The following is a 21,889-nucleotide window of genomic DNA, read 5'->3' on the forward strand; positions in this document are numbered from 1 at the left end:
CGACAATATCACTCGTCGGGGGTCGTCTCCGACCCACCCGCTTCGGTGACCGGCGCGGCGCGCAGCTCTTCGAGTGCTGCGGCGAGCTTCTCTGCCAGATACCGGTGGCCGTCGGTGGACGGATGCTTGCGCCCCACCTCGACGTCGATCACATCGAGGTAGTTCTGCTCGGTGATCCAGTTCCGGGCGATGGGGGAGAGGTACCACCAGCCGCGGGCCCCGGCGAGTTCGCCGAGATCCGTGTCGATGCGCGCGGTCGCAGCCCCGACCGGCAGCTCGTGCGGTGCCGGTCCCAGCACGACGATGACCGCGTCCGGATGCGTGGCGGCCAGGGCGTCCCACGCCGAGGTCACGGCCTCACGGTAACCCTCGACGCCCTGTGCCCGGTCGTTGATCGAGCCCTGGATGATCACGAGGTCGGGTGCGAGCGAGGGGTCGAGTGCCGCGATGCGCTCTCCGAAGGTCGGGCCGTCGAGGCCGGGCTTGAGGTAACCGCTGCCCCGGACGCCGTCCACGATCGTCTCGCCGCCGATCAGATCGGCCAAGAGGTACGCGTAGCCGAGCGTCGGGACGGTCGCCGCCGAGCCGTAGGTCCAGCTGTCTCCGAACACCAGAACGGTCGGGTGGTCCGGCAATGTGAGGGGAGCCGGCGCGATGGCTTCGGAGGCCGTGCCGGCGGCCGCGGCCGGGGCTCCCACGGGGGCGGCGGAGGGCGGTGGCGTCCATGGCCGCCACATGCCGACGACGCCTGCCGCGACGGCGAGGAGGAGGGCGATGGCGACCCCTGCGGTGCGCAGTCGACGACGGGTGGCGGGGGCCTTCATGGGATGAGAGTAGATCACTGCGCGCCGATTGCGAATTCCGCGCGCCCCGCGCCGTCGGACGGCCGGTCGCCGACCCGTAAACTGAGGGGGCTATGAACCCCGAATCCCTCGCCGCCGCTGTCCTCGCCGTCCTCGCTCCTATCGCCGAGGAACGACGTCCCGGCGAGCCGCTCGGGGTCTCCGTGAAGGACATCGTGCTGGAGCGTCCGCGCAACCGCGACCACGGCGACTGGGCATCGAACATCGCCATGCGGCTCGCGAAGCCTTTCGGCACGAACCCGCGCGAGCTCGCGCAGCAGATCGCCGACGGTCTCGCCGCTGTCGACGGCATCGCGAGCGCGGAGGTCGCCGGCCCCGGGTTCATCAACATCCGTCTCGATGCCGCCGCCGCGGGTGCGCTGGCCAAGGTCATCGTCGACGCCGGCACGGCCTACGGTACGAACATGTCGCAGGAGGGCGTCAGTGTGAACGTCGAGTTCGTCTCCGCGAACCCGACCGGGCCTCTCCACATCGCGCACACCCGTTGGGCGGCGCTCGGCGACTCGATCGTTCGTCTGCTGCTCGCAAGCGGCGCGCGTGCGGTGCGCGAGTACTACATCAACGACGCGGGAGCGCAGATGGACCGCTTCGCCGTCTCCATCCTCGCGGCCGCCAAGGGAGAGCCGACGCCCGAGGGGGGCTATCCCGGTGCGTACATCGTAACACTCGCCGGCCGGGTGCTCGAGGCACGTCCCGACTTGCTGCAGCTTCCCGAGAGCGAGCAGTCGTCGGTCGCGCTCGAGCTCGCCTACGAGTTCCAGCTCGCCGAGATCAAGAGCTCGCTCGATCGATTCAACGTGCCGTTCGATGTCTGGTTCTCCGAGCGCACGCTGCACGCGAAGGATGCATCGGGCACGAGCCTGATCGATCAGGCCGTCGACCGCCTGCGCGAGCAGGGACACGTCTTCGATGAGGATGGCGCCGTCTGGGTGCGCACGACCGACTTCGGCGATGACAAGGACCGCGTGATCCGTCGCTCGAACGGCGAGTACACCTACTTCGCCGCTGACGCCGCGTACTACCTGAACAAGGGCGACCGCGGCTTCCAGAACAAGATCTACCTTCTCGGCGCCGACCACCACGGCTACGTGCACCGTCTGAAGGCGGTCGCGGGAGCAGCGGGTGAAGACCCGGAGAAGAACGTCCAGGTACTGATCGGGCAGATGGTCTCGATCAACGGCGCCCGCCTCAGCAAGCGCGCGGGCAACATCATCGAGATGGACGACCTGCTCGACTGGCTGGGCACCGACGCGCTGCGGTACTCGCTGGAGCGCTCGCCCGCGGACTCGCCGCTGGATCTGGACCCCGAGCTGCTGCAGAAGCGCACGAACGACAATCCGGTCTTCTACGTGCAGTACGCCCACGCCCGCACGCACAACGTCGCGCGGAATGCGGCCGACTCGGGCGTGGATCGCTCGGAGTTCGCGCCGGAGACGCTGACGCACGAATCCGAGGCCGCTCTGCTGGGAGCGCTGCAGGAGTTCCCGCGCATCGTCGCATTCGCCGCCGAGGTCCGTGAGCCGCACCGCGTCGCCCGCTACCTCGAGGAGCTCGCAGGGCTCTACCACCGCTGGTACGACAACTGCCGTGTGATCCCGCAGGGTGACGATCCGGTCGAGACCGTGCACCGCACGCGTCTGTGGCTGAACGACGCCGCCGGACAGGTGTTCCGCAACGGTCTCGATCTCCTCGGAGTGAGCGCCCCCGAGCGCATGTGATGCGCGCGTCCGTCCGGTCGGGTACGGCAGGATGGCAGGCATGAGCGACGACAACCACACCCTGCCGTATCCGGACGCCTCGGCCGAGCATCCGACGCTCGTGATCCCGAGGGACGGCGCCGATCAGCAGGCCGATGCCGCTCCGCGCACACGCCGCCGCTGGCCGTGGGTGCTGCTGATCGTGGTGGTCGTGTTGGCGCTGCTCGTGGTCGCCGCCGAGTTCATCGCGCGCGCGGTGCTCCCGGGGATCGTGCGGTCGATCGTCATCGAGCAGCTGGATCTCCCCGCCGATCAGCAGCTCGACGTGGAGACGCAGGGCCTGTTGCTCCCGCAGCTCATCGGCGGTTCCCTCGACACCCTGCACCTGTCGACGGACTCGGTGACGCTGGAGGGCGTCACTGGCGCGGCCGAGGTCACCGCGACCGTAGTCCCGCTGCGCGGCGGCGACCTCGGCGGAGCCGCGGGAACGATCCGCATCGATCAGGCGGAGTTCACCTCCCTGCTCGCCGGCACCGAGCTGCCCGTCGAGTCGGTCGAGTTCGCGGCGCCGAACGCGACGGTGAGCGGCTCGATCAGCGTTTTCGGGGCCGCTGTGCCGCTCTCTCTGACCCTCACGCCCGGTGCCGTGGAGGGCGACCTGGAGCTCACGCCGGTCGCTGCGAGCATCGGTGGACTCGACATCGACCTCGACCAGGTCGGCTCGACGCTGGGGTCGCTCGGCGAGGGCCTGACACAACCGCAGCGGGTGTGCATCGCCGATCAGCTGCCGGCCGGACTCACCCTCACCGGGTTGGAGATCGTCGACGGTGCAGCAGTGATCGACATCGACGTCGACGGCGCGATCGTCACCGACACGTCGCTGCAGGAGAAGGGTGTCTGTCCGAGCTGAACCGCTCGGAGCAGCACGGTCATCCGCCGCGTGCCTCCGTGATGCGCCGCGCGAGCCATTCGGGTCTCTGCAGCGGGATGCCGTGTCCGCAGCCGTCGACGACCTCGATCGTGCTGTGGGGGAGTGCTGCGTGCAGCGCCGCGGCCGAGCGCCTCATGAGCTTCTTCTCCGCGGCTCCGACCAGGATCAGTGCCGACCCGGGGAATGTCGCCCAGTCCGCAGGCGGCACGAATCGCAGGTTCTCCTCGACCGAGGTGAGCAGCGTCTCCCGGGAAAGGGCCGACGATGTCTGCAGGTAGTCGGCCATGTGCGACTCCGGTACGAAGAGCTCCCGGGCCTGCAATCGCGCGAACTTCTCGTTCTTCGCGAGCCCTGCGGTCGCGCCGAGCAGTGCCAGAGTCGGTCCGGTCATGCGCAGGGGCACGGCCTGTGCGCTGATCACGACGACCCGTTCGACGAGGTCGGGTCGCAGAGCCGCGAGCAGCACGGCGAGCTGTGCACCGAGCGAGAAGCCCGCGACCGTGGCCGGGCGGCCCTCGCCCTCGAGGATCTGCGTGAGCAGTTCGACGGTGTCGTGGTGGGAGGCGTAGTCCTCCGCCGCGCTGCGCCCGTGACCCGGGAGGTCCGGCACCAGCACCCGCGCCTGCGGAGGCAGGTGGGCGCGCATCGGCTCCCACATCCATCCGGCGACGCCCCCGCCGTGCAGGAGCAGCAGCGGTGGTTCGCCCGCACGCCCGAAGGTCTCCAGGTGCATCATGTCTCCGTCTCGAAGGCCGCGGCCATCCGCCCGATGGTGTCGATCGTGCCCTCCAGCAGGGCGGGGCCGAGCGGACCGAGCAGTCGTGCCGCCGACAGCAGTCCGATCGTCGTGCTCGACAGCGCCAGAGCAAGTGTGCGTGGATCGACATCCGTGACGATCAGCCCGCGCTCCTGCAGCTCACGGAACCACTGCACGACCCGCTGATGACGCTCGCGGTAGCGACCATCGGTCTCCTCCATCACGTGGGAGCCGAGGATGCCCCGATCGTCGAGGAACGCAGCGGTCATCAGCGGGTCGTCGAGCAGCGCCCGAGCCGTCGCCCGACAGGCGTCGCTGAGACGAGGATGGTCACCCAGCTCGCTTCGGACCCGGTCGGCCATGCGCACGTTGCCCTGCAGCAGCAGGGCGTCGAGGATTTCACGCTTGCCGGCGAACTCCAGATACACGGCACCCTTGGCGATGCCGGCGCGCTCGGCGATGGCGGCGACGCTCATGGCATCGAAGCCGTGCGCGAGCACGAGTGTTCGGGCCGCATCGAGGATGCGCGCGCGTCGGTCAGGAACGCGTGGTCGGGGCATCGGCACTCCTCAGCTGTTCGAGCATCGCCGGGATGACGCTGTCGGGGCGGTCGCGCTGCACCCAGTGGCCGGCGCCGTGCGCGACCTCCAAGGTCGCCGATGGCAGCAGCGCGGCTGCCGTCTCGATGCGAGCGAGGGGGACTCCGGTGTCGCGATCGCCGTGCACCAGCAGCGTGGGCGTGCGGATGCTCGCGAGCTGATCCGTGTAGACCGTTCGCAGTCGATTCCAGAGCACCTGATCGCGCTGCCACTGGCCGAACGTCTCCAGGCTCGAGCCGCCGGCGGCTTCGGCGAGGACCGCATCGACGAGCTCGGGACTGCGCGCCTGCGGGTTGCGCACGAGGTCGCGGAGTCCGCGCTCCATTGCGGGGCGGTTCCGTGCGTACGAACGGGTCATCGCGCCCAGCAGCCCGGAGCGCAGTAGGAGGAAAGACATCAGATGGGTGATGCGACCGCGGAAACCGTCGGCGAGGCGGGGCATCAGACCGTAGCAGCCCAGGAGCACGGCGGTGCGAGCGCGGCCGGGCTGATCGAGCAGGTGCCCGACCGTCATCCCTCCGCCGAGGGAGAGCCCGGCGATCGCGTAGTCGCTGAGTGCGAGTGTGTCGACGAGCTCGCCGACGTGTCGGACGAGAAGCTCCTGCGTGAGCGGCCAGTCGGCCCGGGGGCTGTGTCCGAAGCCGGGATGGTCCGGCGCTATGACGCGGTGCCCCGCCTGCGTGAGGGCCGGTCCGACTTCGCCCCAGGAGAGCTCGGCGCTGTCGGCTCCGCCGCCGTGCAGGAGCAGCACCGGGATGCCGGTCTCCGCGACCGGCCGCCACTCCAGCGCTGACACCGTGGCGTGGGGGAGTTCGATGACTGTGCGGTGGGCGTCCATGTCGTCCTCTCGTTGTGACCAGAATAGCTGATCTGGTCACAACGAAGACGCGCGGGCTAGGCCGACTTCTCGGCGGACGCGGCCTCCTGCGCGGCGCGCAGTTCCGCGGTGGCGACCTTGACGTCGACCTCGGCGCGCTGCAGGCGTCGTTGGACGAAGGTCGTCGCTGCGAAGCGGGCGTGCACGCGATCGGACTTCTCCTCTTCGGCCGTCACGATGTACGCGCACGCGAACAGCATCACCTGCGCCGAGAAGTTCAACCAGATCAGCAGCGCGAGCAGCGAGGCGAAGGAGGCGAGAAGCGGGTTGCTCGTCGCGCCTCCCACGAACAGTCCGGACAGCTCCTGCAGGACCAGCAGTCCCACGGCGCCGAGCAGCGCTCCCGACCAGAGAGACCGCTTCGACGGTCGCACCCCGGAGAGGAGGAGGAACACGCCGATGATGATCGCCGTGTCGAGAGCGAACACGACGACGAGGGAGAGCAGGCGCACGGTCCAGGCCACGACCGGCGCATCCGCGGGTAGCCCGAGGAAGTCAGCGATCCACGACACACCCAGCTGTCCGACGAAGGTGACGGCGGCCGAGAGGATGAACGCCAGGCCGATGCCGATGGCCAGTGCGAGGTTGCGGAGGATCACCCAGATCCAGAGGATGTCGTCCTGCAGCGTGCCCGCGAGAACCCGCACGGCCGTGCGGAGCGAGCCGATGGCACCGAGTGCCGCGCCGACGAGAGCGATGAGCGAGATGATCCCGGCGAGCGACAGGGACGCGGGAGCCTGGAGGTCCTTCGTCTTGATCACACCGTCCTTGCCGATGAGCCCGGGCACGGCCGACTGCACGGCGTCGATGATCGCCTGCCATGCCACCGGGTTCCCGGCGAGCCACAGAGCCGCGATCGAGAAGCCCAGAAGCACCCCCGCGAACACGCTGAACAGCGCGCGATAGGTGACGCTGTCGGCGAGCATCGGGCCCCGGCGCTCGGTGTACAACAGCGCCGCGCGTACCGGCCGGCGCGCGAGAGCCCACGCGATGACCGGTCCGGTGATGCGGGGGATCAGCCCCGGACGCGCGGAGGAGTCTTTCGTCGTTTCAGTGTTCGCCACGCCCCCACCCTAGGAGGCGGAGACGGGCTGTTGCAGGGGCTTGACGCGGCGCGTCACCATGACCAGGGAGACGCGGCCGGTGCCCTAGAATCGGGTCAACCTCGATGTGTGCGACCCCGCCCGAGATCCTTCCCACGATTGGTGATCAGTGCTTCTCCCTGCCGATTCGCTCGCTCCGGAATGGCTCACCGTGCCCGATGACGCCAATGACCTCGCCGACGGCGTCTGGCCGGCATCCGCAGTGCGCGATGCCGATGGGGTACTCGACATCGCCGGTGTCAGCGCCACCGCCCTCGCCCGCACCTATGGCACGCCGCTGCTCGTGCTCGACGAAGACGAGGTGCGCGGGCGCGCACGGCGGTTCCGACTCGCATTCGATCGCGCCGCCGCCGCCAACTCCACCACCGCGCAGGTGTACTACGCGGGCAAGGCGTTCCTGTGCACGACGATCGCACGCTGGATGGTCGACGAGGGGCTGCGCGTCGACGTCTGCACGGGGGGAGAGCTGGCAGTCGCCCTCGCCGCCGGCGTCGCGCCGGCTTCGCTCGGTTTCCACGGCAACAACAAGTCGGTCGCCGAGCTCGAGCGTGCCGTCGAGGTCGGCGTCGGGACGATCATCGTCGACAGCGCCATCGAGATCGAACGGCTCGCAGCGATCACGGCGCGCACCGGTGCGAGCCAGCGCGTGCTGGTCCGCGTGATCAGCGGCGTGCACGCCGAGACCCACGACTTCCTCGCCACGGCCCACGAGGACCAGAAGTTCGGTTTCCCGCTCCCGGAGGCAGAGAAGGCGGTCGCGCGCATCCGCGAGATCCCCGGTCTGGTGTTCGCCGGGCTGCACTGTCACATCGGTTCGCAGATCTTCGGCGTCGCCGGCTTCCGCGAGTCCGCGTCCCGCGTGCTCGACCTGCACGCCACTCTGCTCGAAGGCGGTCCGGTCCCGCAGCTCAACCTCGGCGGCGGCTTCGGCATCGCCTACACGCGCGTCGACGACCCGACCCCGATCGAGGAACTCGCCGATGCGATCGTCGCCTCGGTCGCGGAGGGGTGCGCCGCACGCGGCATCCCCGTTCCCGCCCTGTCGTTCGAGCCCGGCCGTGCCATCGTCGGCACCGCGGGCGTCACCCTCTACGAGGTCGGCACCACCAAGGACGTGACCGTGGCGACGGGTGCCGTGCGCCGGTACGTGAGCGTCGACGGCGGCATGAGCGACAACGCGCGTCCTGCGCTGTACGGCGCCCAGTACTCGGCGCGCCTCGCTTCGCGCGCGGGGTCCGGCGAGCCTCGCCTCAGTCGGGTCGTCGGCAAGCACTGCGAATCCGGCGACATCGTGGTCGACCACGAGTACCTGCCAGACGATCTGGTGCCGGGCGATCTGCTCGCCGTGCCGGCCACCGGCGCATACTGCGTCCCGTTGGCGAGCAACTACAACCACGTGCCGCGTCCGCCGGTGATCGCCGTGCGCGACGGACACTCGACGGTCATCGTTCGCGGCGAGACCGTCGACGACGTGCTGGCCCGCGACGCGGGCATCGACGGGGCGAAAGCCCCCGAGGGAGACCAATGACCCACCTCCGAAGGAGCAACCATGACTGAATACCGACGACTTCGTGTGGCACTGCTGGGTGCCGGAGCGGTCGGCTCGCAGGTCGCGGCGCTCCTGCTGCGCCACGGTGACGAGCTGGCCGACCGTGCCGGTGCGGAACTGGAGCTCGCCGGCATCGCCGTGCGCGACGTGGACGCTCCGCGTGACGTCGACCTGCCCAAGGAGCTCTTCACCACCGACGCCGAGTCGCTGATCCTGGGCGCCGACATCGTGATCGAGCTGATCGGCGGCATCGAGCCGGCGCGCACCAGCATCCTGCAGGCGATCGGCTCCGGCGCCGACGTCGTCACGGCCAACAAGGCCCTGCTCGCCACGCACGGCCCCGAGCTGTTCGAGGCCGCCGACCGTGTGGGCGCGTCCGTCTACTACGAGGCCGCAGCCGCCGGAGCGATCCCGATCATCCGCCCGCTGCGCGACTCGCTCGCCGGTGACCGGGTGGTGCGCATCATGGGCATCGTGAACGGCACCACGAACTACATCCTGGACCGGATGGACTCCGAGGGTGCCGACTTCGCCGACGTGCTCGCCGACGCCCAGCGCCTGGGCTACGCCGAGGCCGACCCGACCGCTGATGTCGAGGGCTACGACGCTGCGCAGAAGGCCGCCATCCTGGCGAGCCTCGCGTTCCACACCGCCGTGCCACTCGAGGCCGTCTACCGTGAGGGCATCACCTCGATCACGCCGTCCATGATCGAGGAGGCCCGCGCTGCGGGCTTCGTCATCAAGCTGCTCGCGGTGTGCGAGCGCATCGAGGCCAACGGCGCCGAGTCGATCTCGGTGCGCGTCTACCCGGCGCTCGTGCCGAACTCGCACCCCCTCGCATCCGTGCACGGCGCCAACAACGCCGTCTTCGTCGAGGCCGAGGCCGCCGGCTCACTGATGTTCTACGGCGCAGGAGCGGGTGGTGTCCAGACCGCCTCCGCCGTGCTGGGTGACGTCGTCTCCGCCGCCCGCCGTCACATCGCCGGGGGTGTCGGGGTCGGCGAGTCGACCAGGGCCAACCTTCCGGTCGTCCCGATCGGACACGTGACCACCCGGTACCAGATCACCCTCGAGGTCGCGGATGCGCCGGGTGTGCTCGCCACGGTCGCCGGAATCCTCAGCGACGGTGGAGTCTCGGTCGCGACGGTCGTGCAGACCGTCGAGGGAGAAGACGAGCCGACCGCCCGCCTGATCATCGGCACGCACCGCGCGACGGAGCAGGCTCTCAGCGCCACGGTCGACGCTCTCGCCGACAGCGCGGTCGTCGCCCGGGTCGTCTCGGTGCTCCGGGTGGAAGGCGAGTGACGATGGCGTCAGCCCTCGCCCCCGCCGAGGGCAACCCCGTCGAAGGCCGCACCGTCGAGGTGCGGGTGCCTGCCACGAGCGCGAACCTCGGCCCCGGATTCGACACGCTCGGCCTGGCGCTCAGCATCTACGACACCCTGCAGGTCACGGCGCTGTCGGCCGGTGAACTCGAGATCGAGGTGACCGGTTCCGGTGCTGCCGAGATCCCGCGCGACGAGTCGAACCTCATCGTCCGCACGATCGCGTACGTGTTCGCCGACGCGGGCCGTCCGATGCCCGGCCTGCGCATCATCGCCGAGAACGGCGTGCCGCACGGTCGCGGACTCGGTTCTTCGGGTGCGGCCGTCGCTGCCGGCGTGCTCGCGGCGAAGGGACTGCTCCACGGCGACGTCGAGATCGACGATGCCGACCTCCTCCGTCTCGCCACCGAGCTCGAGGGGCATCCCGACAACGTCGCCCCGGCCCTGTTCGGCGGACTGACGATCGCGTGGATGGGGGAGCGCGGACCTCAGCACAAGAAGCTGCTCGTGCACCGCGGCGTCTCGCCCCTCGTGCTCGTCCCCGCCTACACGATGTCGACCTCGCAGGCGCGTTCGCTGCAGCCTCCGCACGTCTCCACGGCGGATGCGGTGTTCAATGTCTCGCGCTCTGCGCTGCTGATCGCGGCCCTGATGCAGAGTCCGGAGCTGTTGCTCGACGCGACGGCCGACCGACTCCACCAGGACTACCGCGCCGAGGCGATGCCCGAGACCCAGCGGCTCGTGCAGGCGCTGCGCAAGGCGGGCTTCGCGGCCGTCGTGTCCGGCGCCGGCCCCAGCGTGCTCGTGCTGGCCGACGGGCCGGGCAGCCGTCAAGACGCGGTGGAGTTGGCCGATCGAGTCACCGACACCCCGTGGGAGGCACTCCTGCTCGCCGTCGACGTGCGTGGTGGTACAGTGGGGACTCGAGCGGAGGGCTCCACGTAACTACGTGAATCTGGCCCCATTGCAACTCTTGCAAGACCCGCACGCAAATCCCTGTGGCACAAGTGCCGAGGCTGGCTGGCGCAGAGCGTCAGCCCGTGCGATCGCGCGCAGCACCCGTTGTGTGCGTTCAACGCTCATTCCCCATGACATATAAGGGAGTACTCGTGGAGAACCTCTCCGAGACCCAGAACGACCAGTCCGCTTCGGTGTCCGAAGCACCCGCGACCGAGGCCGCACCGGCACGCAAGCGGGCGCCGCGCCGCGCCAGCACCGCCACGGCAGCAGCGAAGGCCGAGAAGGCCGAGGCGGCGAAGGCCGAGAAGCCCGCGTCGAAGACCGAGGCTGCGCCGAAGGCCGAAGCCGCGCCCGCCGAGGCGTCGGCCGAGACCACGGAGGCCGCGCCCAAGGCGAAGGCACCGCGTCGCAGCCGTGCCAAGAAGGCAGACGCCGAGGCCCCGGCAGCAGACGCCGCTCCGGCAGAGGCACCGGCCGCGGATGCCGCTCCGGCAGAAGCGCCGGCGGAGTCGGCGCCCAAGTCGACCGGCCGAGGGCGCCGTGGCGCTCAGAAGACCGCAGCCCCCGAGGCCGAAGCTGCGGATGCAGCGCCTGCTACGGATGCCTCGTCTGACGCCGCCGCCGCTGAGCCCGCACAGAACGGCAACGCACGGGGCCGCAACGCGCAGAACAGCAACGCGCAGAAGAACAACGCGCAGAACAACGACGCGCAGAACAACGACGCGCAGAAGAACGACGCGCAGAACAACAACAGCGACGACGACTCCGACGGAGGCGAGGAGCAGGGTGGCCGCGGTCGCAACCGCAGCCGCAGCCGCAACCGTGGGCGTGGTCAGAACGGCGCAGCGCAGGAGCAGCAGGCACAGCCCGCCGCCGATGACGACCAGTCCGGCGGCAACAACCGCAACCGTCAGCGCAACAAGCGCCGCAGCGGTGTCCCGACCGATGAGTTCGACACCGAGATCGGCGAGGACGACGTCCTGATCCCGATCGCCGGCATCCTCGACGTGCTCGACAACTACGCCTTCGTGCGCACCACCGGCTACCTCGCCGGCCCCAGCGACGTGTACGTCTCGCTCGGCCAGGTGAAGAAGTACAACCTCCGCAAGGGCGACGCCGTCGTCGGCTCGATCAAGCAGCCCCGCGAGGGCGAGCAGCAGGGGCGCCAGAAGTACAACGCGCTGGTCAAGGTCGACTCGATCAACGGTCTGTCGGTCGACGACGCGGCCACGCGTGTGGAGTTCGGCAAGCTCACCCCGCTGTACCCGCAGGAGCGCCTCCGCATGGAGACGGCCCCCGAGAAGCTCACCCAGCGCATCATCGACCTGGTCGCCCCGGTCGGCAAGGGCCAGCGCGGTCTCATCGTCGCGCCGCCCAAGGCCGGCAAGACGATCGTCCTGCAGCAGATCGCGAACGCGATCGCGCAGAACAACCCCGAGGTCCACCTCATGGTCGTGCTCGTCGACGAGCGCCCCGAAGAGGTCACCGACATGGAGCGCTCGGTCAAGGGCGAGGTCATCGCCTCGACGTTCGATCGTCCGGCCGAAGACCACACCACGGTCGCCGAGCTCGCCATCGAGCGTGCGAAGCGCCTGGTCGAGCTCGGACGCGACGTCGTCGTGCTGCTCGACTCGATCACCCGCCTCGGACGTGCGTACAACCTGGCTGCACCGGCATCGGGCCGCGTGCTCTCCGGTGGCGTCGACGCGTCGGCGCTGTACCCGCCCAAGCGGTTCTTCGGCGCGGCGCGCAACATCGAGAACGGCGGATCCCTCACGATCCTCGCCACGGCGCTGGTCGAGACCGGCTCCAAGATGGACGAGGTCATCTTCGAGGAGTTCAAGGGCACCGGCAACAGCGAGCTGCGTCTCTCCCGCGCCCTCGCCGACAAGCGCATCTTCCCTGCGGTCGACGTGAACGCGTCGAGCACCCGTCGCGAAGAGATGCTGCTCTCGGCCGACGAGGTCAAGATCACGTGGAAGCTGCGTCGTGCCCTCGCCGGCCTCGACCAGCAGCAGGCTCTCGAGGTGGTCCTCGGCAAGCTCAAGGAGACCAACTCGAACGTCGAGTTCCTCGTGCAGATGCAGAAGTCGATCCCGACGCTTCCCTCGGGCGCGCACGGGCACGACAACAACATCCGCTGAGCGGCTGAGCCGTGTTCGAGTCCGTCCAGACTCTGATCGACGAGCATCGCCGGGTGCAGGAGGAACTCTCCGACCCGGCGGTGCACGCCGACGCTGCCCGTGCGAAGCGCGTGAACCGTCGCTATGCCGAGCTGTCTCGCATCGTCGCCGCGTATGAGGCCTGGATCGCGGCGACCGATGATCTGGAGACCGCGCGCGAGTTCGCGCGGGAGGACGAGTCGATCGCGGCCGAGATCCCGGCGATGGAAGAGGAGCTGCAGACCGCACAGGAACGCCTGCGGCGCCTGCTGATCCCGCGCGACCCGGACGATGCCCGCGACGTGATCATGGAGATCAAGGCGGGGGAGGGTGGCGCGGAGTCTGCGCTGTTCGCCGCCGACCTGTTGCGCATGTACATCCAGTACGCGGCGTCCAAGGGGTGGAAGACCGAGCTGCTCGAGCGCAACGAATCCGACCTCGGCGGCTACAAGGATGTTCAGGTCGCCATCAAGGGATCCTCGACCGACCCCGCCCAGGGCGTGTGGGCGCACCTGAAGTACGAGGGGGGCGTGCACCGCGTGCAGCGTGTGCCCGCGACGGAGTCGCAGGGGCGAATCCACACGTCGACGACCGGCGTGCTCGTCTTCCCCGAGGTTGACGAGCCCGAAGAGATCCACATCGACCAGAACGACCTCAAGATCGATGTGTTCCGTTCGTCCGGTCCGGGTGGGCAGTCGGTGAACACGACCGATTCTGCGGTACGCATCACTCACGTGCCGACCGGCATCGTCGTGTCGATGCAGAACGAGAAGTCCCAGCTGCAGAACCGCGAGGCGGGTATGCGCGTGCTGCGTGCCCGTCTGCTCGCGCGTCAGCAGGAGGAGCTGGACGCCGCGGCATCCGATGCCCGCCGATCGCAGATCCGAGGCATGGACCGCTCTGAGCGCATCCGCACCTACAACTTCCCCGAGAACCGCATCGCGGATCACCGCACGGGCTTCAAGGCGTACAACCTCGATCAGGTCATGGACGGAGCGCTCGATCCGCTGATCGAGAGTGCGATCACGGCAGACGAGGAAGCGCGGCTCGCCGCGGTCGGTTCCGACTCCTGACGCGCCGCTCGAGCGCTATGCTCGGGCCGTGATCACACTTCTGTTCCGCGGCCTCATGTACGTCGTGTCGGCCGGTCTCGGCCTGATCGCCGCCGACCTCGCCCTCGACGGGTTCCAGATCGAGTGGGACAAGTGGTGGGGCTTCGTCATCTGCATACTGATCTTCGCGATCCTGCAGAGCGTCCTCGCGCCGTGGGTGGGCAAGATGGCCACGCGCTACGCGCCCGTGCTCATGGGCGGCATCGGCATCTTCTCGACGCTGATCTCGCTCATCATCGTGGTGCTGCTGCCCATTGGAGGACTGCGCATCACCGACCTCACCGGCTGGCTTCTCGGCTCGGTGATCGTGTGGCTCATCACCGCTCTCGGCAGCGTCCTGCTTCCTCTCATCTTCCTTCGCAAGAAGGTGGAGGCCGTCAAGACCACACGCCGCTAGGCTGTCCGGGCCCGGCGCCGCTCAGATCGCGTAGTCCGGCGCGGTGAGCAGTGCCCTGGTGTCCTCGCCGGTATTGCGCTGGCGCGGCTTCGCCGGAACCCCGACGAGGATGCTGTCCGCTGGAGCATCACGGGTGACCACGGCGTTCGCACCGATGACGGAGCCGGGGCCGATCGTGATGGGGCCGAGGACCTTCGCACCGGCACCGACCGCCACTCCGTCGCCGAGCGTGGGGTGGCGTTTGCCGGAGGTGCGCGTCCGTCCGCCGAGAGTCACACCGTGGTAGAGCATCACGTCATCGCCGATCACACTGGTCTCGCCGATCACGACGCCCATGCCGTGATCGATGAAGAACCGACGGCCGATGCGCGCGCCGGGATGGATCTCGATCCCGGTCAGCCAGCGCGACAGCTGCGAGCCCGCGCGCGCGAGCAATCGCAGTCGGCGTCGCCAGAGCGCGTGCGAGACGCGGTGCGCCCAGATGGCGTGGAGCCCCGGGTACAGCAGAGCGACCTCGACGGAGCTGCGTGCGGCGGGGTCACGAAGGCGAGCCGCCGCGACGTCCTCGCGCATTCGTCCGATCATGCCCATCGACGTCTCAGTCTTCGCGCAGGTCCTCGAACAGCGCGGTGGAGAGGTAGCGCTCACCGGTGTCCGGGATCACGACGACGATGGTCTTGCCGTCGTTCTCGGGGCGCGCGGCGACCTTGAGCGCCGCGGCGACGGCCGCGCCGGACGACATGCCGACGAGCAGGCCCTCTTTCGCGGCGAGCTCCCGGGCGACCCGCAGCGACTCGTCGAACTCCGCGGTCATGATCTCATCGAGCACATCGCGGTCGAGCACGTCGGGGACGAAGTTCGGCCCGATGCCCTGGATCTTGTGCGGTCCGGGGTGGCCTTCGCTGAGCACAGGGGAGTCCTTGGGCTCGACGGCGATGACCTGGATGCCCGGCTTCGCGGCCTTGAGGGCCTGCCCGGTTCCCGTCACCGTCCCGCCGGTGCCGACTCCAGCGATGAAGATGTCGACCGCACCGTCGGTGTCGCGGAGGATCTCCTGCGCCGTGGTCTCGCGGTGGATCTGAGGGTTGGCGGGGTTCTCGAACTGACGGATCCAGATCGCGCCGGGCGTCTCCGAGACGATGCGCTTGGTCTCCTCGATCGCACCGCTCATGCCCTTGGTGGGATCGGTGAGCACGATCTCCGCGCCGAAGGCCTTGAGCAGCACGCGGCGCTCCTTCGACATGGAGGCAGGCATCGTCAGGATGACCCGGTAACCGCGGGCGGCGCCCACCATCGCGAGCGCGATGCCGGTGTTGCCGCTCGTCGACTCCACGATCGTGCCACCGGGCTTCAGCTCGCCCGATGCCTCTGCGGCGTTGATCATCGCGATGCCGATGCGATCCTTCACGCTCGATGCCGGGTTGTAGTACTCGAGCTTGGCGAGCACGGTGGCCCCGAGGCCCTCGGTCACGCGGTTCAGACGCACGAGCGGCGTGTTGCCGAAAGCGGTCGTGATGTCGGAGTGGATGCCGGGCATGAGGAGCCTTCCTGTGCGGGGGTCGCTGCCGGTCCAGCCTAGGGGAGGGCCCTGTGGGCGGGGGCATTGTGACGGCCGTGCGCGCTCTACGCTGGAACCCATGTCCGACACCTCTCTCGTGGCGCTCGTCCGTGCCGCTGCTCAGCGCCTGGCCGACGTCGGCGTCCCCGATCCTCTGGTCGACGCAGAGCTGCTCGCGGGCCACGTGCTCGGTCGGCGACGCGGCGAGGTGCAGGCCGCGGTCATCCGCGGCGACGACGTCGACGACGAGACGGCGGGCGCCCTGGAGGCTCTGGTGACGCGCCGAGTCGCGCGCGAGCCGCTGCAGCACATCACCGGGACCGCCCCCTTCCGCCACCTCGAGCTGGCGGTGGGGCCCGGTGTGTTCGTCCCGCGGCCGGAGACCGAGACGGTGGTGCAGTATGCGATCGATGCGCTGCTGAACTCCGCGGAGCCCGAGCCGATCGGCGTGGACCTCGGCACCGGCAGCGGTGCGATCGCTCTCGCGATGGCGACGGAGGTGCCGCACGCCCGTGTCTTCGCCGCCGAGCTGTCCGAGGAGGCGCACGCGTGGGCCAGCCGGAACGTCGCCGGCGTCGACAACCTGACGCTCGTGCTGTCCGATCTGGGGGAGGCTTTCCCCGAACTCGACGGCACGGCATCGGTCGTCATCTCGAACCCGCCCTATGTGCCGGACGCCGCGATCCCGCGGGATCCGGAGGTGCGACTCTTCGACCCCGCGATGGCGCTGTACGGGGGAGAGGACGGCCTGGACATCGTGCGAGTGCTCAGTTCTCGGGCGCTCGCACTCCTGCACTCCGGTGGTCTTCTCGTCATCGAGCACGGCGAGCTGCAGGGGGAATCGATCAGGGACATCCTCGCCGCGGACGGCTGGCGCGCACCGGCGACGCATCGCGACCTCACCCTGCGGGACCGCACCACCACGGCGCTCAGGCCCTGATCAGCTCCCTCTGAGCATCTGCAGCCCCCGCGCCGCATAGAATCGAACCGTCATGTCAACCATCTTCGACTGCCGCGATGACTCGCAGCTGCTCGCCGGCATGCGCCATGCGCGCCAGGCGATCGGCCGCGGCGAACTCATCGTGATGCCCACAGACACCGTGTACGGCGTCGCTGCCGACGCCTTCTCCCCGGCCGCCGTTCAGCGGCTGCTCGATGCGAAGGGGCGCGGCCGTGATCAGCCGCCGCCCGTTCTGATCGGCACGAAGGAGACGCTCGCAGCCCTGGCCGAGTCCGTCCCGGAGCCTGTCGAACGTCTCATCGAGGCGTTCTGGCCCGGCGGTCTCACGATCGTGCTCCCCGCCCAGCCCTCTCTGGTGTGGGATCTCGGGGAGACGCTCGGGACGGTCGCGGTGCGGATGCCGGAGGGGCGCGTGGCACTGGAGCTGCTGGCCGAGACCGGACCGCTCGCCGTGTCCAGCGCCAATCTCACCGGCCAGCCCGCCGCCATCTCGGCCTCGGACGCGGAGCAGATGCTGGGCGACAGCGTCGCCGTGTACCTCGCCGATGGTCTGAGCAAGGACGGCATCGCCTCCACCATCGTCGACGCCACGTCTCTGGTCCGTCGGAGTGCGGATGCCGAGCCCGGCACTGTTCGCATCCTCCGAGACGGTGCGGTGACGCGCGAGCAGCTGCAGGAGGTGCTCGGCGATCTGCTCGAACCGGAGGAGCCGCAGGACGCGGAGCATGTGCATGCGGAGGAGCCGCAGGACGCGGATTCGTGAAGCAGTATCTCGCCACGGTCATCCTCACGGCAGCGATCACGTTCGCGCTGACCTGGGCGGTCTGGCGACTCAGCCTCCGGTTCAAGCTGTACCCCGGCATCCGCGAGCGCGACGTGCACACCACGCCCACGCCCCGCCTCGGCGGTGTGGCGATCTTCCTCGGCATCGCCGCCGCCTTCGGGTTCTCGGCGGTCAACCCGTTCTTCCAGAGCATCTGGATCCCCCCGCAGACGATGTGGTCGATCCTGGGCGCCTCGCTGCTGATCGCGATCATCGGCGTGGTGGACGATCTCTGGGACATCGACTGGATGATCAAGCTCGGCGCGCAGTTCCTGGCCGCCGGGCTCATCACCGTGGGCGGCGGGCTGCAGATCCTGTCGCTGCCGTTCGGGGACCTCATCGTGGTCTCCAGCTGGCTGAGCATCACGATCACCATGTTCGCGATCGTCATCGTGATGAACGCGGTGAACTTCATCGACGGACTCGACGGGCTGGTCGCCGGGGTGTGTCTCATCTCGAACGGCGTGTTCTTCGCGTATTCCTACATCTTCACGCGTGACTCCGGAGCTTCGAGCTACTTCAACCTCTCCACGTTCCTCGCCGCGGTCCTGATCGGTGCCTGCCTCGGATTCCTGCCGCTGAACTGGAGCCCGGCGAAGCTGTTCATGGGGGATTCGGGCGCACTGGTCATCGGTCTGCTGATGGCGACGTCGGCGATCTCCATCACCGGTCAGATGGACCCGTCGGCATTGGACCCCGAGCGTCTCGGCCGCTCGCAGCTGATCGGTGCGTTCCTCCCGATCCTGCTGCCGCTGCTGGTGGTGCTGCTGCCGCTGCTCGACTTCGGTCTGGCGGTGCTCCGACGCATGAGCGCCGGCCGGTCGCCGTTCTCACCCGATCGCAAGCACCTGCATCACCGGATGCTGGACCTCGGCCACCGCGACCGCGACGCTGTCCTCATCTTCTACGCATGGACGGCCGTCATCTCGCTCGCCGTCCTGCTGATGTACGTCGGTGCACGGGAGGACTGGCCCGGCCAGTACCTTCCCGGCGTCGGCTTCGGCGTCGTGGGCATCGCCGCCTGCCTCGTCGTCACCCTGAGCCCCACCCGCCGCAGGAAGAGCGCAGCGGCCGCCGACACCGACCCGACACCCGTGGAGTCCTGATGAGCCCGAGCCCCGTTTCCAGCACGCCGATCCTGCGTCGCACCCTCATCTGGTCGGCGGTCGCCACCGCGGTACTCGCGATCGTCGCGGGCGGTGTCGGCTATGCCGTCGCCGGGGGAGAGGGACTCGTCAGCGGGCTGCTGGGCGTGCTGCTGGCCGCCGTGTTCCTGGCGATCACCGGCATCAGCATCCTCATCGCCAACCGTTGGTACGGCGACCCGATCTACGTGCAGCTGTTCTTCGCCATCGTCCTGGGCGGCTGGCTCCTCAAGCTCGGACTGTTCGTCGTCGCGATGATCCTGCTCGCGGGTCAGCCGTGGCTGGAGCCGATGGTGTTCTTCCTCTCGATCGTGGCCGGCGTGCTGATGTCGCTCGCGATCGATGTGATCGTGCTCACCCGTATGCGACTGCCGAACGTGAGCGACACCACGCTGCCGACCGAGGTGCCAGAGGACCGCGCACCCGGCAACGCGAATCACATCGACGAAGGACCCGTCGACGGCGGCCCGCGGTCTTAGGGGACCCTCAGATTCTGATACTGTTGAAACGTGCCCGCCGCTCGCCCGCGAGCGCTTGCGCTGATTGCACACCGACCATCGTCGCCCCGGTTTAGACCGGTGCCCCGAAGCTGGAGCCCGCGCTGTTTAATCTTGCTGCGACCCTGACCCCCCGACTTGCCTCCGACGGCGAGTTCCACGGCCCTTCGATCGACGATTTCTTTCCGGAGATCCTCTTCCACGTAGGCCCGATCCCCGTCAACCGGATCCACCTGGTCCAGTTGCTCGCGGTGATCGCCGTGGTTCTCATCCTCTGGCTCGGCACCCGCCGCATGAAGGTCGTCCCCGGACGCTTCCAGAGCCTGGTGGAGATGGGGCTCGGCTTCGTTCGAACCAACGTCGCCCACGACATGCTCGGTCGCAAGGACGGCGATCGCTTCCTGCCGATCCTCACCACCATCTTCTTCATGGTGCTGTTCATGAACATCACGGGAATCATCCCGTTCCTGAACATGCCGGGAACGGCGATCGTCGCGGTACCGCTGACGCTCGCCGTGGTCAGCTACGTGACCTTCATCTACGCGGGAATCAAGCGCCACGGCCTCAAATTCTTCAAGAACTCCCTGTTCCCGCAGGGCGTGCCGGTCGCCGCGATGCCGATCGTCGCGATCATCGAGCTCATCTCGACGTTCATCCTGCGTCCGGTCACGTTGACGCTGCGTCTTCTCATGAACCTCGTCGTGGGGCACATGATCCTGGTCCTCGCGTTCTCCGCGACCCAGTTCTTCTTCTTCACCGCAGGCGGCGGCTGGGCCGCGCTCGGTGTCGGAACCCTCGCCTTCGGCGGCGCCTTCACTCTCTTCGAGATCCTGGTCGCCGTCCTCCAGGCATACGTCTTCACCGTCCTCACCGCGGTCTACATCCAGCTCGCGGTCGCAGAAGAGCACTGAGCGGGCAGGCATCAGCCTTCCCACCCAACGAAAGGAAAACCCCGTGGACGCTACTACGGTTCTCGCTGAAATCAACGGTCACCTCGGAGCTGTCGGCTACGGCCTCGCAGCCATCGGCCCGGCCATCGGCGTCGGCATCGTCGTCGGCAAGACCATCGAGGGCGTCGCCCGTCAGCCCGAGCTGGCCGGTCGTCTCCAGGTCCTCATGTGGATCGGTATCGCCTTCACCGAGGCGCTTGCGTTCGTCGGCATCGCCGTCGCATTCATCCCCTTCCCGTAATCCTCACCGACTTCTGAAGGAGACAGGATGCTGAACGCTCTTGTCACGAACCTCGCAGCAGAGGGTGAGCCGAACAACCCCCTCATCCCTGCCTGGTACGACATCATCTGGTCGGGCCTCTGGTTCATCGTCATCCTCATCGTGGTCTGGAAGGTCGCCCTTCCCCGGCTCACGAAGATGCTCGACGAGCGGTCCGCCGCCATCGAGGGCAACATCGCCAAGGCCGACGAGGCGCAGAAGCAGGCGGAGGCGGCACTCGAGGAGTACACGCGTCAGCTCGCTGAGGCGCGTACCGAGGCCGGAGAGATCCGCGAGGCCGCCCGTGAGGACGGCAAGAAGATCGTCGCCGAGGCGAAGGATGCCGCGTCCACCGAGGCCGCACGCATCACCGCCACCGCGCACACGCAGATCGAGGCCGAGCGGCAGACCGCTCTCGTCTCGCTGCGCAGCGAGGTCGGAACGCTCGCCATCGACCTCGCCGGCGGCGTGGTCGGCGAGACGCTCTCCGACGACGCCCGTGCGACGGCTGTCGTCGACCGCTTCCTCGCCGACCTCGAGGCATCCGAGAAGGCGGCTCAGTAATGGGCAGCGCGACCACTCAGGCACTCGCGGCATCCATCCAGACGCTTGCCGCAGCGAAGGGCGTCACTCTCGACACCGCACGGGAGCTCCTCGCTGCCGCGCGTGCCGTGAGCGGGTCGTCTCAGCTGAGCGGCGCGCTTGCTGATCCCTCTGCTCCCGCCGCGGCACGACAGAACGTCGTCGCCGCGGTGTTCGGCGGGTTCTCCGCAGACGCTCAGAGCGTTCTGAAGACGGTCGTCGCGGAGCGCTGGTCCAACGCGGGTGAGCTCGTCGACGGTGTCGAGGAGCTCGCGATCCGCGCTGCTGCGATCGCCGAGCCGGGCGCGGACATCGAGGGGGAGCTCTTCAGCTTCTCCCGCGTGATCGCCGCCAACCCCGAGCTCGAACTCGCCCTGGGCAGCCGCCTCGGCGGAGAAGACGCCAAGGCTGCGCTCGTCGAGCGCCTCCTGGCCGAAGGCTCCACGAGCGCTGCGTCGACGCTGATCATCACGTCGCTCGTGCGTCAGCCGCGTGAGCGCCGCGTGCGGCGACTGCTGAACCGGGCGATGAGCATCGTCTCCAGCCAGCGCGGTCGCGTGGTCGCCACGGTGCACACCGCGGCTCCGCTCACGGATGCGCAGCGAGCACGTCTCAGTGACTCGCTGTCTCGTCGCTACGACGGCCAGGTGTCCCTCAACGTCGTCATCGACCCTGCCGTGGTCGGAGGTCTGCGTGTGCAGATCGCCGATGACGTCATCGACGGCAGCATCTCCGCACGACTCGCAGACCTTCGCCAGAAGCTCGCGGGCTAACACGACTTC

At 68.8% G+C, this 21,889-nt stretch carries 23 protein-coding genes; 16 read left to right on the plus strand and 7 right to left on the minus strand.

Translation table 11 applies throughout. From position 1 onward, the window contains the following. Positions 1-8: 8 nt before the first annotated feature. Positions 9-824 (minus strand): SGNH/GDSL hydrolase family protein, encoded by an 816-nt coding sequence (locus tag CQ034_RS01730; RefSeq protein WP_258133953.1) that lies wholly within the window; start codon positions 822-824, stop codon positions 9-11. Between the two features lie 92 nt (positions 825-916). On the opposite strand from CQ034_RS01730, the gene argS reads away from it, so the two are divergent. Together argS and CQ034_RS01740 are read left to right on the plus strand one after the other, a co-directional pair. Then, positions 917-2,581, plus strand: coding sequence for an arginine--tRNA ligase (argS, locus tag CQ034_RS01735; RefSeq protein WP_105709720.1), 1,665 nt, complete (start codon positions 917-919; stop codon positions 2,579-2,581). A gap of 40 nt (positions 2,582-2,621) precedes the next feature. Then, positions 2,622-3,470, plus strand: coding sequence for a DUF2993 domain-containing protein (locus CQ034_RS01740; RefSeq protein WP_105709721.1), 849 nt, complete (start codon positions 2,622-2,624; stop codon positions 3,468-3,470). 19 nt (positions 3,471-3,489) lie between these two features. Here CQ034_RS01740 and CQ034_RS01745 read toward each other — a convergent pair whose 3' ends face one another. Genes CQ034_RS01745 through CQ034_RS01760 form a run of 4 tightly spaced genes read right to left on the minus strand, consistent with a single transcriptional unit; the run spans position 3,490 to position 6,788 of the window. Next, positions 3,490-4,227: an alpha/beta fold hydrolase gene (locus tag CQ034_RS01745; RefSeq protein ID WP_258133954.1), complete on the minus strand. Its 738-nt coding sequence runs from the start codon at positions 4,225-4,227 to the stop codon at positions 3,490-3,492. Then, on the minus strand, positions 4,224-4,808 hold the full coding sequence (locus CQ034_RS01750) for a TetR/AcrR family transcriptional regulator (RefSeq protein WP_105709722.1): 585 nt from the start codon (positions 4,806-4,808) through the stop codon (positions 4,224-4,226). The genes CQ034_RS01745 and CQ034_RS01750 overlap by 4 nt, the downstream gene beginning before the upstream one ends. Beyond that, a complete protein-coding gene (locus CQ034_RS01755) occupies positions 4,786-5,685 on the minus strand; it encodes an alpha/beta fold hydrolase (protein WP_105709723.1) in 900 nt (299 codons plus the stop codon). Before CQ034_RS01755 ends, CQ034_RS01750 begins: the two co-directional genes overlap by 23 nt. 56 nt (positions 5,686-5,741) lie before the next feature. Next, the gene (locus tag CQ034_RS01760) at positions 5,742-6,788 is read right to left on the minus strand and encodes a YihY/virulence factor BrkB family protein (RefSeq protein ID WP_105709724.1); all 1,047 of its coding nucleotides are present in this window, start codon (positions 6,786-6,788) and stop codon (positions 5,742-5,744) included. Between the two features lie 148 nt (positions 6,789-6,936). Between CQ034_RS01760 and lysA the strand changes: the two genes are divergently transcribed. The 6 genes from lysA to CQ034_RS01790 all read left to right on the plus strand — a co-directional run bounded on the left by lysA (position 6,937) and on the right by CQ034_RS01790 (position 14,332). After that, positions 6,937-8,355, plus strand: a complete 1,419-nt coding sequence (lysA, locus tag CQ034_RS01765; protein ID WP_105709725.1) for a diaminopimelate decarboxylase — start codon at positions 6,937-6,939, stop codon at positions 8,353-8,355. 21 nt (positions 8,356-8,376) lie between these two features. Further along, positions 8,377-9,681, plus strand: a complete 1,305-nt coding sequence (locus CQ034_RS01770) for a homoserine dehydrogenase (RefSeq protein ID WP_105709726.1) — start codon at positions 8,377-8,379, stop codon at positions 9,679-9,681. Positions 9,682-9,683: 2 nt separating this feature from the next. After that, positions 9,684-10,646 (plus strand): homoserine kinase, encoded by a 963-nt coding sequence (gene thrB / locus CQ034_RS01775; protein WP_105709727.1) that lies wholly within the window; start codon positions 9,684-9,686, stop codon positions 10,644-10,646. Between the two features lie 164 nt (positions 10,647-10,810). After that, positions 10,811-12,805 (plus strand): transcription termination factor Rho, encoded by a 1,995-nt coding sequence (gene rho / locus CQ034_RS01780; RefSeq protein ID WP_105709728.1) that lies wholly within the window; start codon positions 10,811-10,813, stop codon positions 12,803-12,805. 11 nt (positions 12,806-12,816) lie between these two features. Then, entirely contained in the window at positions 12,817-13,896 is a 1,080-nt protein-coding gene (gene prfA / locus CQ034_RS01785; RefSeq protein ID WP_029261872.1) for a peptide chain release factor 1, read from the plus strand. Positions 13,897-13,924: 28 nt separating this feature from the next. Further along, a complete protein-coding gene (locus CQ034_RS01790; RefSeq protein ID WP_029261871.1) occupies positions 13,925-14,332 on the plus strand; it encodes a phage holin family protein in 408 nt (135 codons plus the stop codon). 21 nt (positions 14,333-14,353) lie between these two features. Here CQ034_RS01790 and epsC read toward each other — a convergent pair whose 3' ends face one another. Next, a complete protein-coding gene (gene epsC / locus CQ034_RS01795; protein ID WP_029261870.1) occupies positions 14,354-14,923 on the minus strand; it encodes a serine O-acetyltransferase EpsC in 570 nt (189 codons plus the stop codon). Positions 14,924-14,930: 7 nt separating this feature from the next. Then, positions 14,931-15,869, minus strand: a complete 939-nt coding sequence (cysK, locus tag CQ034_RS01800) for a cysteine synthase A (protein WP_029261869.1) — start codon at positions 15,867-15,869, stop codon at positions 14,931-14,933. A gap of 100 nt (positions 15,870-15,969) precedes the next feature. On the opposite strand from cysK, the gene prmC reads away from it, so the two are divergent. The 8 genes from prmC (at position 15,970) to CQ034_RS01840 (ending at position 21,880) form a co-directional block, all read left to right on the plus strand. Beyond that, positions 15,970-16,830, plus strand: a complete 861-nt coding sequence (prmC, locus tag CQ034_RS01805; RefSeq protein WP_105709729.1) for a peptide chain release factor N(5)-glutamine methyltransferase — start codon at positions 15,970-15,972, stop codon at positions 16,828-16,830. Positions 16,831-16,882: 52 nt separating this feature from the next. Next, positions 16,883-17,614, plus strand: coding sequence for an L-threonylcarbamoyladenylate synthase (locus CQ034_RS01810; RefSeq protein WP_029261867.1), 732 nt, complete (start codon positions 16,883-16,885; stop codon positions 17,612-17,614). Next, the gene (locus CQ034_RS01815; protein WP_105709730.1) at positions 17,611-18,780 is read left to right on the plus strand and encodes an MraY family glycosyltransferase; all 1,170 of its coding nucleotides are present in this window, start codon (positions 17,611-17,613) and stop codon (positions 18,778-18,780) included. The genes CQ034_RS01810 and CQ034_RS01815 overlap by 4 nt, the downstream gene beginning before the upstream one ends. Further along, the gene (locus CQ034_RS01820; protein ID WP_029261865.1) at positions 18,780-19,298 is read left to right on the plus strand and encodes a hypothetical protein; all 519 of its coding nucleotides are present in this window, start codon (positions 18,780-18,782) and stop codon (positions 19,296-19,298) included. The genes CQ034_RS01815 and CQ034_RS01820 overlap by 1 nt, the downstream gene beginning before the upstream one ends. 209 nt (positions 19,299-19,507) lie before the next feature. Beyond that, complete coding sequence (atpB, locus tag CQ034_RS01825) at positions 19,508-20,227, plus strand: F0F1 ATP synthase subunit A (protein WP_258134098.1); 720 nt, start codon at positions 19,508-19,510, stop codon at positions 20,225-20,227. Positions 20,228-20,270: 43 nt separating this feature from the next. Next, on the plus strand, positions 20,271-20,507 hold the full coding sequence (gene atpE, locus CQ034_RS01830; RefSeq protein ID WP_017830994.1) for an ATP synthase F0 subunit C: 237 nt from the start codon (positions 20,271-20,273) through the stop codon (positions 20,505-20,507). Positions 20,508-20,534: 27 nt separating this feature from the next. Next, positions 20,535-21,089: a F0F1 ATP synthase subunit B gene (locus CQ034_RS01835; RefSeq protein WP_029261863.1), complete on the plus strand. Its 555-nt coding sequence runs from the start codon at positions 20,535-20,537 to the stop codon at positions 21,087-21,089. Then, positions 21,089-21,880 (plus strand): F0F1 ATP synthase subunit delta, encoded by a 792-nt coding sequence (locus CQ034_RS01840; protein ID WP_029261862.1) that lies wholly within the window; start codon positions 21,089-21,091, stop codon positions 21,878-21,880. Before CQ034_RS01835 ends, CQ034_RS01840 begins: the two co-directional genes overlap by 1 nt. The last annotated feature ends 9 nt before the right edge of the window (positions 21,881-21,889 follow it).

It is taken from the genome of Microbacterium sp. MYb45 (assembly GCF_002979655.1).
Taxonomy (GTDB): domain Bacteria; phylum Actinomycetota; class Actinomycetes; order Actinomycetales; family Microbacteriaceae; genus Microbacterium.